Origin of the sequence: Nonomuraea fuscirosea (genome assembly GCF_035917475.1) — a bacterium.
In the GTDB taxonomy this organism is placed as follows: Bacteria; Actinomycetota; Actinomycetes; order Streptosporangiales; family Streptosporangiaceae; genus Nonomuraea; species Nonomuraea fuscirosea.
In genome coordinates, this window is record NZ_CP109074.1 from 7173206 (window position 1) to 7186526 (window position 13321).

At 72.7% G+C, this 13321-nt stretch carries 14 protein-coding genes; 6 read left to right on the top strand and 8 right to left on the bottom strand.

Annotated elements, in window-relative coordinates; translation table 11 throughout:
- Position 1 precedes the first annotated feature (1 nt).
- The 7 genes from OIE67_RS32760 to OIE67_RS32790 all read right to left on the bottom strand — a co-directional run bounded on the left by OIE67_RS32760 (position 2) and on the right by OIE67_RS32790 (position 6699).
- Positions 2–979 carry an ABC transporter permease gene (locus OIE67_RS32760; RefSeq protein WP_106235977.1) on the bottom strand — a complete coding sequence of 326 codons (978 nt, stop codon included), beginning with the start codon at positions 977–979 and terminating at the stop codon, positions 2–4.
- Positions 980–1331: 352 nt separating this feature from the next.
- On the bottom strand, positions 1332–1574 hold the full coding sequence (locus tag OIE67_RS32765) for a hypothetical protein (protein ID WP_326627732.1): 243 nt from the start codon (positions 1572–1574) through the stop codon (positions 1332–1334).
- Between the two features lie 156 nt (positions 1575–1730).
- Positions 1731–2486, bottom strand: a complete 756-nt coding sequence (locus OIE67_RS32770; RefSeq protein WP_326627734.1) for an SDR family NAD(P)-dependent oxidoreductase — start codon at positions 2484–2486, stop codon at positions 1731–1733.
- Positions 2487–2726: 240 nt separating this feature from the next.
- Positions 2727–3989, bottom strand: coding sequence for a four-carbon acid sugar kinase family protein (locus OIE67_RS32775; RefSeq protein WP_326627736.1), 1263 nt, complete (start codon positions 3987–3989; stop codon positions 2727–2729).
- Positions 3990–3999: 10 nt separating this feature from the next.
- A complete protein-coding gene (locus OIE67_RS32780) occupies positions 4000–5247 on the bottom strand; it encodes a RuBisCO large subunit C-terminal-like domain-containing protein (protein WP_326627738.1) in 1248 nt (415 codons plus the stop codon).
- Entirely contained in the window at positions 5240–5893 is a 654-nt protein-coding gene (locus tag OIE67_RS32785; RefSeq protein ID WP_326627740.1) for an aspartate/glutamate racemase family protein, read from the bottom strand. The genes OIE67_RS32780 and OIE67_RS32785 overlap by 8 nt, the downstream gene beginning before the upstream one ends.
- Before the next feature lie 86 nt (positions 5894–5979).
- Complete coding sequence (locus OIE67_RS32790; protein WP_326627742.1) at positions 5980–6699, bottom strand: FadR/GntR family transcriptional regulator; 720 nt, start codon at positions 6697–6699, stop codon at positions 5980–5982.
- A gap of 145 nt (positions 6700–6844) precedes the next feature.
- Between OIE67_RS32790 and OIE67_RS32795 the strand changes: the two genes are divergently transcribed.
- The 6 genes from OIE67_RS32795 to OIE67_RS32820 all read left to right on the top strand — a co-directional run bounded on the left by OIE67_RS32795 (position 6845) and on the right by OIE67_RS32820 (position 12406).
- Entirely contained in the window at positions 6845–7561 is a 717-nt protein-coding gene (locus OIE67_RS32795) for a FadR/GntR family transcriptional regulator (protein WP_326627744.1), read from the top strand.
- A gap of 77 nt (positions 7562–7638) precedes the next feature.
- Positions 7639–8403 carry an enoyl-CoA hydratase/isomerase family protein gene (locus OIE67_RS32800; RefSeq protein ID WP_326627745.1) on the top strand — a complete coding sequence of 255 codons (765 nt, stop codon included), beginning with the start codon at positions 7639–7641 and terminating at the stop codon, positions 8401–8403.
- A gap of 1 nt (position 8404) precedes the next feature.
- Positions 8405–9595 (top strand): CaiB/BaiF CoA transferase family protein, encoded by a 1191-nt coding sequence (locus OIE67_RS32805; RefSeq protein ID WP_326627747.1) that lies wholly within the window; start codon positions 8405–8407, stop codon positions 9593–9595.
- A complete protein-coding gene (locus tag OIE67_RS32810) occupies positions 9583–10650 on the top strand; it encodes a type 2 periplasmic-binding domain-containing protein (protein WP_326627749.1) in 1068 nt (355 codons plus the stop codon). The genes OIE67_RS32805 and OIE67_RS32810 overlap by 13 nt, the downstream gene beginning before the upstream one ends.
- A complete protein-coding gene (locus OIE67_RS32815) occupies positions 10647–11363 on the top strand; it encodes an SDR family NAD(P)-dependent oxidoreductase (protein ID WP_326627750.1) in 717 nt (238 codons plus the stop codon). Before OIE67_RS32810 ends, OIE67_RS32815 begins: the two co-directional genes overlap by 4 nt.
- Complete coding sequence (locus OIE67_RS32820; protein ID WP_326627752.1) at positions 11360–12406, top strand: aldose 1-epimerase family protein; 1047 nt, start codon at positions 11360–11362, stop codon at positions 12404–12406. The genes OIE67_RS32815 and OIE67_RS32820 overlap by 4 nt, the downstream gene beginning before the upstream one ends.
- A gap of 22 nt (positions 12407–12428) precedes the next feature.
- Here OIE67_RS32820 and OIE67_RS32825 read toward each other — a convergent pair whose 3' ends face one another.
- Positions 12429–13271 carry an amidohydrolase family protein gene (locus tag OIE67_RS32825; protein ID WP_326627754.1) on the bottom strand — a complete coding sequence of 281 codons (843 nt, stop codon included), beginning with the start codon at positions 13269–13271 and terminating at the stop codon, positions 12429–12431.
- Positions 13272–13321 lie beyond the last annotated feature (50 nt).

The window sequence follows — 13321 nt, forward strand, 5'->3', positions numbered from 1 at the left end:
GTCAGCTCACCCGGACCCGAGGATCGAGCGCCGCGACCAGCAGGTCCGACAGGAAGGAGGCGAACAGGATGCAGACGGCGGCGAAGAACGTGACCGCGGCGACGGAGTTGACGTCGTTCTGGTTGATCGAGTCGACCAGCCAGGCGCCCATGCCGTGCCAGGCGAAGATCTTCTCCGTGAACGTGGCTCCGGTGAACATCGTCCCGAACGCGAACGCGAAGTAGGTGGCCGAGGGGATCAGCGCGGTGCGCAGCGCGTGCTTCGTCAGCGCCGTCCTGCGCCGCAGGCCCTTGGCCATGGCCGTGCGGACGAAGTCCTGGCCCAGCACGTCGAGCATCATGTTGCGCTGGATCCGGCTGTAGAAGGCGATCGAGCCGAGGCTGAGGGAGATCGTCGGCAGGATCAGGTGGTTGAGCCGGTTGACGAACTGGTCCCAGCCGGACAGCCGCGGGTTGTACTCGCCGGTGTACTCGATCAGCGTGAACCCCAGCCCTCTGTTCAGGTTGTACGTGGCGATGGCCAGCAGGGTCGCCAGCACGAACACCGGGATGGCCATGATCACGAAGGAGCTGACCCCGATTAACCGGTCGCTGAACTTGTACTGCTTGACCGCGGAGACCGCCCCCAGCACCACCCCCAGGGCGAAGCCCAGCAGCGTGCCGATCAGCAGGAGGCGCAGGCTGACCATGATGCGCCGGCCCATCTCGCCGTTGACCGAGCCGCCGTTCCAGGTCTTGCCGAAGTCTCCGGTGACGACCCCCTTGGCCCAGGTCGCGTAACGCACGAGCACCGGGGTCTTGTCGTTCAGGTTGTAGGCGTCAAGTGTGGCGTCGATGACAGCCTCGGGCACCGGCGGCTGCCGGCCCTCGTACGCGGCTCGCGGGTTCATGGTCGTCGCCGCGAGCATGTACGCGAGGCTGGCCGCGATGGCTACCAAGATCACATTTATTGCCAACCTGCGGAGCAGGTACTTGCCCATTACTCTCCGTTCGCGCTGATCGAGGGCGCGAACTCACGGGCGGAGCGGTGCCCCCTCAACGTAAACCCATCCCGCGTCGTGAAATTCACATGTCTGCGGGATGGCGATCAACGCGAAGAATATAAGCAAAGCGATAACAGGCAGAAACGGAGCCATATAACGGTCAGGTCACTCACAAAAGATCGACGAGCCCTGTCAGACGACTTCGCTCCCGCCCCTCGACCTGCGGAAATATCGCCTACCAGATGCCCTTTCGGACGTCTCACAGAAGCCGTGTGTCACAGGATCCGTACACGAATGACGACGAACCGGCGTGATCCACACCATATTCGCTGAGGGGTGAGGCTACGCGTCAAACGACCCGGCTGAGCGGGCCGGTGAGCACGGCGGTGAGCACGGCGGTGAGCACGGCGGCGACGCCGGCGTAGGAGTCGCGTACCGCCGCGGCCTGACCGAGCCGATGCTGCTCCAGCCGGACGGCGCCGAGATGGCGCAGCTCGTAGCGGAGGGAGCGCCACCGCGCCGCCGGGTCCGCGTCCGGCTCGCCGTAGGACTCCCAGAACGCCGGCCGCTCGTCCTGCTTCCTCGACGCCATCCGGATGGTCCCGCTCGGAGGCGAACTGACGGGCCGGGTCCGGCGCGAACCGCAGCACCACCGGACGGTCCAGGCCCTCGACGGTGACCTTGTAGGTGGTGTTGTTCATGCCGAGACCGAGCTCGACGGCCGCGACGGCGACCCGGCCCGCGGCCGTCACGGCATCCACTTGCCGCCGGCCACGTCGATCGTCAGCCCGGTCAGCCACGAGGAGGCGTCGGAGGCGAGGAAGGCCGTGACGTTGGCCACGTCCAGCGGCCGGCCGAGCCGGCCGAGCGGGTGCTCGGCCAGCATGCGCTCGGCGAACTCCGGCGGCATCCGCCGCTCCAGGCGCTCCGTCATGATCGTCGAGGGCGCGACGTTGTTGACCCGGACGCCGGCCGGGCCCAGCTCGTACGCCAGCTGCTTGGTCAGCGCGATCACCCCGGCCTTGGCCGCCGTGTAGGCCACGGAGGCGGGGGTGGGGGTGCGGGCGGCCAGGGAGGACATGGTGATGATCGAGCCCTGCCCGCGCTCTCTCATGCTCGGCAGGAACGTCCTGATGACGAGGAAGGTCGAGGTGAGGTTGGCGTCCACGGTGGCGTGCCAGTCCTCCGCGCTCGTCTGGTCGATCGGCTGTGGCCGGCCCGTGCCGCCGCCGGCGAAGACCGCCAGCACGTCCACCGGGCCCAGGCGGCGCTCGACCTGCTCGCGCATCGACTCGACGGCGGCCTGGTCCGTGGTGTCGGCGGCCACCCCGATGGCGCGGCCGTCCGGGACCTCGTTCACGGTGGCCTCGATGGCGGCGGGGTCGCGGCCGTTGACGGCGACGCGCATGCCCTGGGCGGCCAGCACCCGTACGGTCTCGCGCCCGATGCCGCCCGAACCCCCGGTGACCAGCGCTACCTTGCCCTGCAAATCCGGAAACATCATGCCTTCTACGGTGCCAGTCGAGGCCGCCCCGGACATCCCACCCGGGGCGCGTCCCTGCCTGCGCCTCCCGTGGTGCACGCCCCTCCCCGGCCATACCGCGCCGGGCGTACGGTCCCCGCCCCGGCTACAAGCGAACCGCCGCCGGGGGCAGGGGTGAGCAGGTCACGTCGCAGGCCAGGGATACGTCGCAGGCCAGAGAAACGTCGCAGGCTGGGGATACGTCGCGACCGGCGGCCGGTGTCACGTCGCGGCTCGCAGGAAGTAGTCGTCGTCGCCCACCTGGCCGCCCTTGAGCGCCACCTCCAGCCCGTCGAACGCCGGATCATCGGCGGCCGGCACGCACACCGGCCCCCCGACCGCGAGCACGCCGATCACGTCGAGGGCGCGGACCCCGAGCGCCGCGACGACCTGGCCCGAGGTGTCGCCACCGGCCACCACCAGCCGTCGCACCAGCCCGGCCCGCACCGACGCGGCGGCCACCCGGCCGAGCAGCTCACCGATCCCGGCCGGATCGAGCGCCGGGCCCCTGGTGGATTGCACGATCGTGTGACACTCGGCACGCAGGCTCTCCTCGGCCTGGACGATCGCATCCTGGCCTGCGGAGACGTCCACCACCGTCCAACCGGCCCGCTCCGCCGCGCCGATCTGCCGGACGGTGACCGGCGACCGACTCCCGGACACCACCAGCACCGCCCCCGCCCGGCTCCTCTCCTTACCCGACCCACGACCGCCTGCCCTCGGCCCGCGTCCCTCGAAACCCGCCCCACCCCGGCCTGCCCCGCCCAGATCCGGCTCGCCGCCGGTGAGGGCTGAGGCGAGGGCATAGCTCAGGCCTCCTGAGCCGGCGCAGAAGAGCACGTCTTCTGGCGCGGTGTCGGTGAGGAGCAGGCGGCCGAGGGTGTGGAGGTGCTGCTCGGTGGAGGCGTCCGCGATGAAGGCGGCGTCTCGGCTTCTCGCGCGGTACAGATCCTCCGACGCCCCCGCCGGCAGCAGGCCGGTGCGCCCCGCGCCCTGTTCCTCCAGGCGTACCCGCAGGTCGGCCTCGGTCGCCGGGGTGACGGGGTGGTCGCGGGCGGGTGGGTGGCGGTCGAGGCGGACGACCTCCTCCCCCGACCGGACGAAGTGGTTGCCGTACACCGTGTAGCGCCCGAACTCCGGCTGCGCGGCCAGCACCGGCACCGCGCGCCGGGCCAGCCCTTCCCGGTGCAGGGCCGCGATGACCGCGCCGATGCTGCCGTGCGCGGGCGAGGAGTCGAACGTCGAGCAGATCTTGTACTGGACGGCCAGCGGCCGGAGCGCCGCCACCGCCCTGAGCGCCGGGAGCGCGACAGCGACCGGGTCGGCCGCGGCGCGGGCGGTGGTGGCGACGCCGATGACGTCGTCCCGATCGTGCAGGTGGGACACGTCCGTGACCAGCGACCCGCTCAGCCCGAACCGTCTGAACTGCCACAACGCGTCGGTCGCCCCGGTGAAGTCGTCGGCCACGAAGGCGATCAGGGTCATGACGCCGGTTTCACCTCGTCACCACGCCGCCGAAGTGGTCGAGGGCTCTGTACAGTTCCGGCGAATCGACCTCCGTCAGCGGCACCCCGGCCGCCGTGGCGGTCCAGGCCTGGCGGATGCTGGTGATGCCGGCCGCCGGCCCGTCCGGGTGGCCGAGCACGCCCCCGCCCGCCAGCACCAGCAGGTCGTCCGTCCCGGTTCGTTCCAGCGTGACCGGCGCCGTTCCCGCCCACTGCGCCGACGACAGCACCGGCAGGCACGGGAAGCCGCCGAGCAGCGGGGCGCGCACCGCCCCGACCATCGCCGCCACCTCGTCGTCGCTCACGTAGAACTTGCTGTGGAACCCGCCGCAGTGCAGGTGGTCGACGCCGGTCAGGCGGGCCAGCTTCTGGTACGCCGCGTGCCCGATCCCGAGCCCCGGATGCCGGGCCAGCGCCCCGATGCCGGTGACGTGGGCGTGGATCGGCACCCTGGCGTGCCGGCGCAGCATGGCCACGGCCGGGAAGCCGACGACGTTGAGGTTGACCATCACGCAGGTGCCGCCGGCGGCCACCACCATGTCGTGGTGGCGCAGCATCCGGTCGGGCTCGTCGCTGATGTTGAAGGCGTACATCGGCCGCCGCCCCGTACGCCGCTCCACCTCGTCCAGCGCCCCCGTCACGGCCCGGACGCGCTGGGCGAGCGGCGCGGGCGGGCAGTCGGCGTTGACCTCGTCGTCCTTGATGAAGTCGGCCCCGGCCAGGCCCAGCTCCAGCACCAGGTCCACGTAGTCGGACGGGCGCAGGCCGACGTTGGGCTTGACGATGGTGCCGATCAGCACGCCGTCCGGCCGCCCGGCCAGCCGCCGGGTGCCTTCGACGGCGAACCCGGCCGGCAGGTACGCCCGCCCGAACGCGTCCGGCAGCTCCAGGTCGACCAGCTTGAGCCCAGCCAGCTCGCGCAGCTCGTACAGGTTGCCCGCGACCACCGGGAACAGGTTCGTCAGCGACGGCCCGGTGTTGTCCAGCGGAAAGCCGATCCGGACGAGGGCGGCGTGCAGCGGCCCCGACCCGCGCGCGCCGGGCAGGGCCTCGCCGATCGGCGCGGGGATCTCCGTCATGCCGAGCACCACCGCACTGTGGCGGGCGCGCAGCTCGTCCGTCTCGCCCGCGACGCTGACGAACGTGCCGGTGCTCTGCTCGCCCGCGATGGCGCTGACCGCCTGCTCCAGCGGCAGGCGGGTGACCACCCGGTACGTGGCCACCGTCATCTCACGCATACAGCTCCTTCGCCAGGTGTTCCATGGCGAGCGGCGGGCTGGCCAGGATGGGGACCGGCGACTCGACGGCCCCGGCGACCCGCGCCATCGACGCCTGGGCCAGCACGATCACGTCCACCTGCCCGCCCAGCTCGGCCAGCGCGGCGGCCACGCGGGCGTCGTGGGTGGCGGCGTCGCCGCTCATCAGGGCCTCGAACGCGCCTTCGCACAGCCTGGCGGTCAGCTCGATCTCGGCGCCGGCCGCCGCCGCGCGCCTGCGTACCAGGTCGGCGGTGGGGTCGAGGGTGGTGGACAGGGTGGCGCACACGCCGATGCGGCGGCCGAGCGCCACGGCCCTGTCGGCCATCGGACGGTCCACCCGGGTCACCGGCACGCCGGTCAGCGGCTCGGACGCCTCCACCGCCGCGCCGATCGAGGAGCAGGTGACCAGGATGTGATCGGCTCCGGCGGCCTCGGCCGAGCCGATGTGGCCGGCGACGCGGCGCGCGGTGCCCGGCGTCAGGTGGCCGGCGGCCACGGTGTCCTTGATCAGGCTGTCGTCGACGATGTTGAACGTCTCGACGCCCGGCAGGTGTTTCGCGCACAACTCGGCGAACACCGGCACGAGCGTGGCCGAGGTGTGGATGAGTCCCAGGGTTCTCGTCATGGCCTGCCTTCGTCGTCATGGTCGCGCCATCGTGATGGTGGGTCCCGGCCGCGTCGTCCAGCCCGTGGCTGCCGCGGGCCGTGTCGTCACGGTCGTCGCATCTCGGGCTGGGTGAACAGGTCGTGCCAGACCTGGAAGTGGTCGTCGCTGGCCTGCCCGGCCGCGTCCTCGTCGCCGGCCAGCAGGGCCTCGTACAGGGGCCGGTGGGCGGCCAGCGAGAGTTCCTTGTCGCGCGGGTGGGTCTTGAGCCGGTCGCGCCGCTGGCGTACGGCGCGGAACAGCACGCCGGTCATCGCGTCGGCGAAGAAGGTGAGGGCGGCGTTGCCGGTGGCGTGCAGCAGCGCCTGGTGGAAGGCGAAGTCGGCCCGGTCGATGTCCTCGGCGGTGGCGGCGGCCTCCATGCCGGCCAGGGCCTTGCCGACGTGGCCGATCGCGACCGGGTCCGCCCTGCGCGCCGCCTCCCTGGCGGCCTGGCGTTCCAGCGCCACCCGTACGGAGTGCAGGGACTCGATGCTGAGGTGGCTGGCCGACAGGGCCAGGTCGAGGGCGAATTCGAGCCCTTCCGGGGCCAGGCGCCGCACGTACGTGCCGGAGCCCTGGCGCCGGCTCAGCACGCCGAAGCCCTCCAGGAGCCGCAGGCGGTCGCGCAGCGCGCCGCGGCTGACGCCCAGCCGCTCGGCCAGCTCCCGCTCGGGCGGCATCCTGGCGCCCTCCCCGAGCTCGCGGATCAGGTCGGACAGAGCGTCGGAGAGCGCATCGGCCAACGAGCCGGAGGCGAAATCGGCGGCGGCGGGGTCGGTGGGCATGGTGAGCACCTCGGCGCGATTGGTCGTACCACTCGCCGGAAAGGTACTACCAATATCCCGAAAAGTCACTTCATCTGATGAAAAAAGCAACTTCATCAGATGAAAGCCTAGGAATTTCGGCGCGCTCGGTATAGCGTCCGGTCTCGTGGCAAACGATCCCCAGCGGGACTCGGCCCGGCACGTCCAGGTCGTCCAGGCCCTCGGCGCCCGCATCGTCGGCGGCACGCTGCCTCCGGGCACGTCCATCCCCATCGAGGAGGAGCTGGTCGGCGAGCTCGGCGTGGGCCGCTCCGCCGTACGGGAGGGCGTGAAGGTCCTGGCCGGCAAGGGCCTGCTGGAGACCAGGAGGAGCGCGGGCACGATCGTGCGCCCGCGCGCGTCCTGGAGCCTGCTCGACGCCGACGTGCTGAGCTGGCGGTTCGAGCCCGAGCCCACGCCGGGCGACATCCGGGTGCTGGCCGACCTGCGGGTCGCGCTGGAGCCCGGCGCGGCGCGGGTGGCCTCCGAGCGGGCCGACGCCGCCGCCGTGCGCCGCATCGACGAGGCCATGGAGGCGCTGTACGCCACGGCCGACGACCCCGAGCCGTTCATCGAGGCCGACCTGGCCTTCCACCAGGCGATCTTCGCCGCGGCCGACAACGACCTGCTCCTCTACATCTACGACATGATCAGCATCGCCCTGCGGTCCGTGCGCCAGGTGCACACCCGCTCGGTGGCCCATAACAAGGAGACGCTGCCCGGCCACGAGCGCGTGGCCCAGGCCATCGGGCGACACCACCACAGCGAGGCCGAGGCGGCCATGCGCACGGTGGTCGAGGTCGCCCGCGCCGACGCCGAGCAGCACGTACGTCTCTGCTGCTGAACGCCCGGCCGGATGCCGGAACTCCACGTGAGCACCGGCCGTAAGCCGCTGGAACAACCCCGCAAGAAAGGGCTCCCTTGGACGTCCTCCTCGACGTCGACGGCCCGGTGGCCGTCGTCACCCTCAACCGACCCGCGAAACTGAACGCCGTCACCCCGGACATGGCCGCCGCGCTGCGCGCCTGCCTGTCGCGGATCGACGCCGACCCCGATCTCCGCGTGGCGGTGCTCACCGGAGCGGGCGAGCGCTCGTTCTGCGTGGGCAGCGACATCCGCGAGCTCGACGAGTACGCCACCGCCTGGGAGTTCCGCAACCGCGGCGACTACGGCGACGCCGTCCGCGCCCTGCGCAAGCCCATCGTGGCCGCGGTCAACGGCTACGCCTACGGCGGCGGCCTGGAGCTGGCCATGGCCTGCGACATCAGGCTGGCCGCCGAGACGGCCACGTTCGCCGCCCCGGAGATCAAGCTCGGCTGGATCGGCGGCAGCGGCCAGTCGGCGCTGCTCGCGCACGCGGTCGGGCCGAGCAACGCGGCCACCATGCTGCTGACCGGCGACCCCATAGACGCCGCCAAGGCCCGAGCATGGGGTCTGGTCAGCGACGTGCATCCGCGGGAGGAGCTGCTGAAGGCGGCGAAGGAGCTGGCGGCCACCATCGCCAGGCGCGCGCCGATCGCCGCCCAGACGGCCAAGGCCAACCTCAAGGCCGCCTACTCGATGCCGCTCGACCAGGCCATCCAGTACGAGCGCGACCTGCAGACCGTCTGCTTCGCCACCGCCGACGCCGCCGAGGGCAGGGCCGCCTTCGCCGCGCGCCGCGAGCCCGCCTTCGAGGGCCGCTGACATGGGCGTGCTCGACGGATACCGCGTGGTGGATCTGTCCATCGCGATGGCGGGCCCGCTGGCCGCCATGCGCCTGGGCGACCTGGGCGCGGACGTGGTCAAGGTGGAGCCGGTCGGCGGCGAGTGGCAGCGGCACGCCCCGGCGGGCGGCGCCACCGGCAGGCGGGTGAACGCCTCGTTCCTGTCGCTCAACCGCAACAAGCGCAGCCTGGCCGTCAACCTGAAGGCCGACGCGGGCCGCGAGATCGTGCACCGGCTGGCCGCGACGGCGGACGTGTTCCTGCAGAACTACCGGCCCGGCGTGGCCGAGCGGCTGGGCATGGACTACGAGACGATCAGCGCGCTCAACCCGTCGATCGTGTACGTGTCGATGTCCGGCTACGGCGAGAGCGGCCCCTACACCGCGCGCCCCGGCCAGGACCTGCTGCTGCAGGCCATGAGCGGCGCCATGCTGAGCACCGGCCGCGAGGGCGACCCGCCGGCGCCGGCCGGCTCCTACGCCATCGACGCCATCACCGCCTACAGCGCGTTCGAGGGCGCGCTGGCCGCGCTGCTGCACCGCGAGCGCACCGGCGAGGGCCAGCGGGTGAGCGTCAACATGCTGGACGCGGCCGTCGCCGTGCAGATGCAGGAGCTGTCGATCTACACGGTCGGCGGGGTGCCGCAGCGGCGCGGCCGCGAACCGCACGGCCACACCTACATCCGCGCCCCGTACGGCGTCTTCGCCACCAAGGACGGCTACCTCGCGCTCGGCATGCCCCGGCTGGACGGCCTGGCCGTGGCGCTGGACCTGCCGGAGCTGGCCGCGATGGACGGCGACGCCGACGGCCACACCAGGCGCGACGAGATCACCGCGCTGGTGGCGGCCCGCCTGCCCGCGCGCACGACGGCGGAGTGGCTGGAGATCTGCGCCCGCCACGACCTGTGGGCCGGCCCGGTCTACGGCTACGCCGACCTGGTCGAGGATCCGCAGGTCAGGCACAACGGCTCGTTCGTCACCTACGAGCACCGCACCGAGGGCACGGTCACCACCCCCGGCTTCCCCTACGGCTTCAGCGCCACCCCGCCCGAGGTCCGCAGGGGCGCGCCGCTCGTGGGCGAGCACACCAGGGAGCTGCTCGGCGAGCTCGGCTACGCCGCCGGGCGGACGGAGGAGCTGGTGGCGGAGGGCGTGCTGGCATGCGAGGACTGACCTGGGACCATCCGCGCGGGTACGCCCCGCTGGACGAGCTGACCCGGCTCGACCACGCGGGCGCGAACCCGTACGGGGCCGTCCCCGAGCCGATCGAGTGGGACCGGCAGCCCTTGGCGGGGTTCGAGTCGGAGCCGATCGCGCGGCTCTGCGAGACGTACGACGTGCTGGTGATCGACCATCCCGGGCTGGGCGCGGCGCTGGACGCGCTGGTGCCGATGGAGGAGCTGTTCGAGCCGGCCGAGCTGGCCGGGCTGGCCGGGCTTCGGTTCGCGGGCCGCTCGTACGAGAGTTACCGCCTGGACGGACGCCAGTGGGCGCTGCCCCTGGACGCCGCCGCCCAGGTGGCCGCCGCCCGTCCCGGGGTGCGGCCGCCGCGCACGTGGCCGGAGGTGGCGGGGCTGGCCGCCGGCGCGCGGATGGCGCTGTGCCTGGGCGGGCCGCACGCGTTCCTGATGTTCTGCGCGCTGTGCGGCGGGGACTTCCTCGACGAGCAGTCCGGCGAGCGGGCGCTGGAGCTGATGGCCGAGCTGCTGGCGCTGTCGGACCCCGAGGTGTCGCCGCTCAACCCGGTCGGCGTGCTGGACGCGATGACGGCCGGCCAGGTGGACTTCTGCCCTCTTCTGTACGGCTACGTCACCTATCCCCTGACCTTCGGCGACGCGCCCGCCTGGCCCGGCCGCCCGCCGGGCAGCGTGCTCGGCGGCACCGGACTCGTGGTCTCACGGCGGCGGCTCGACGCGGACCGAGGCTCGAACCGCGACGCCATCCGTGCGCACCTGCTGCGCCTGGTGTCGGAGCCGGTGCAGGCGGAGCTGTTCCCCTCGGTCGGGGGCCAGCCGGCCGCCCGCTCGGTCTGGACGGCGGAGAAGACCGGCACGAGCTTCTACCGCGACACGCTCGCCACCGTGGAGGCCGCCTGGATCAGGCCGCGCTTCCCCGGCTACATCGCGCTGCAGGAGCGCTCGTCGGCGCTGATCCGCGACGGGCTGCTCGCCCGCGCCCCCGCCCGCGACCTGCTGAAGAACCTGCACGAGGAATGGAGGACCAGATGACCACGGCGCTCGTCACCGGTGCCGCGGGAGCGCTCGGCCGCGCGATCGTGCGCCGCCTGACCGCCGACGGCCACCGGGTGGCCGCACTCGACGTCGACGCGGGCGGCCTCGACGGCGCCCTCAACCTGAAGGCCGACCTGCGCGACGCGGCGGCGATCGAGGCCGCCTTCACCGAGACCGCGGCCAGGCTCGGCCCGGTCGGCATCCTCGTCAACAACGCCGCCGTCTATCCGGCCCGGCCGTTCCTGGAAGTGCCGCCGGAGGAGTACGACGAGGTCGTCGCGGTCAACCAGCGCGCCTACTGGCTGTGCGCCCAGCACGCGGCCAGGCAGATGCTCGGCAGGAGCGACTGCGAGGGCGGCGGGGCGATCGTCAACGTCGCCTCGATCACCATGCACGGCGGCTGGCCCGACCTGGCCGCGTACGTCTCCACCAAGGGCGCGGCGGCGGCCTTCACCAGGGCGCTGGCCCGCGAGCTCGGGCCGAGGGAGATCCGGGTCAACTGCGTCTCCCCCGGCGCGTTCCCGACCGCCGCCGAGGAGATCCACGAGGACCTGGAGGCGTACAACCGGATGGTCCTGGAACGGCAGGCGCTGCGGCGGCGCGGCACGCCGGACGAGCTGGCGGCCGTGGTGTCGTTCCTGACCGGGCCGGACGCCTCGTTCGTCACCGGCCAGTGCGTCGAAGTCAACGGAGGGTGGGTGATGGCATGACGCCGGAGCGCAGGCGGCTGGCCGAGCTGACAGGCGACCTGAGCGCGGCCGGCGGGGTCCGGCTGGTGACGCTGGCCGACGGCGTGGAGCGCGGGGTCAGGGCGTTGGAGTTCCGCACCGGGTCGGGGCTGGCGTTCGACGTGCTGGTGGACCGGTGCATGGACATCGGTCCCGCCGAGCACGCGGGGCGCTCGTTCGGCTGGCGCTCCCCCACCGGCTTCCGGCATCCGGGACTGCACGAGAACAACGACGAGGACGGGCTGTCGTGGCTGCGCTCGTTCTCGGGTCTGATCGTCACGGCCGGGCTGGATCACACGCTGTTCGGCGGCGACGTGCCGGCCGACGGCTACCGGTATCCGCCGCGCGAGTCCGTACGGCACGGGCTGCACGGCCGGGCCGGGAACCTGCCCGCCCGCCTGAGCGGCTACGGCGAGCGGTGGGACGGCGAGCGGTGCGTGCTGTGGGCCGAGGGCGAGGTGCGCCAGGCGGCGGTCTTCGCGGAGAACCTGCGCCTGGTCCGCCGGATCGAGGCGGACCTGGGCGGGAACGAGATCCGGCTGACCGACACGGTGACCAACGCCGGGTTCGAGCCGGCGCCGCACATGTACCTGTACCACATCAATCTGGGCTGGCCGCTGCTCGACGAGGGCGCCAGGCTGGAGGCCGACATCTGCGAGACGCTCTGGCGCAGCGACAGCGTGGCCGAGCAGCAGGCCGATCACCTCACCTTCCCCGGGCCCGTGCCGGGGTTCGTGGAGCAGGTGTACGAGCACGCGCTCGTGCCGCGCCCCGACGGCCTGCACCGCGTGGCCGTGGTCAACGAGCGGCTGGGCATGCGGGTGGCGGTGGAGTGGCGGGCGGAGGAGTTCCCGTACTTCTTCGAGTGGCTGAACCTGCGCTCGGGCAACTACGCGGTCGGGCTGGAGCCGTCCACGCACCACGTGTCGGGCGACGCGGCGGCCAGGCGGGACGGCAGCATGATCTGGCTCGGCGCGCAGGAGTCGCGGACGTACCACACGACGTTCCGGGTGGAGGCCGCATGAGATGACGGCCCCCGCCGGGGCCCTACCCCTCCAGCCGGTACGCCCTGCGCGCCGTGCCGGCGAACACCTCGGCCCGCTCCGCTTCCGACAGGCCGGCGCACAGCTCGTCCGCGGCCCGGCTCACCTGGCCGTACTCGGCCGCGAGCAGGCAGACCGGCCAGTCGGAGCCGAACATCACCCGTTCCGGCCCGAACGCCTCCAGCACGACCTCCGCGTACGGCCGCAGATCGTCCACCCGCCAGCCGGTCCAGTCGGCCTCGGTGACCAGGCCGGACAGCTTGCAGGAGACGTTGGGCCGCTCGGCCAGCTGCCTGATCCGGCCGCGCCACGGCTCCAGCTCGCCTGCGGCGATCGGCGGCTTGGACAGGTGGTCGAGCACGAACGTCAGCTCGGGCAACGCGGTCACGGTGTCGATGGCGGCGGGCAGCTGGTGCGGCAGCGTGAGCAGGTCGTAGGCGAGCCCGGCCGCGGCCACGGCGGCCAGCCCGCGGCGCACGTCGGGCCGGTTGAGCCAGGCCGGGTCGGGCTCGGACTGCACGCCGTGGCGCACGCCGACCAGCCCGCCGGGCAGCGCGGTCAGCTCGGCGAGCGCGTCGGCGGCGTCCGGCGCGGTGAGGTCGATCCAGCCGACGACCCCGGCGACCAGCGGGGACCCGGCGGCCAGGGCCAGGAACTCCCTGGTCTCAGCGGGATCTGCCACCACCTGCACCAGCACGGTGCGGCTCACGCCGGCCGCCGCCGCGGGCCCGGCGAGGTCGCCGAGGGTGAACGTGCGCCGCACGGGCGCCATCGCGCGCTGCTCCAGCCAGGCGTGCGGGCGGGCGGACAGGTCCCAGACGTGGTGGTGGGCGTCGATACGGCTCATACCAAGACCTCCAATGTTTCCCGGCGAATTTCGCTGACTCTGGACAGAAA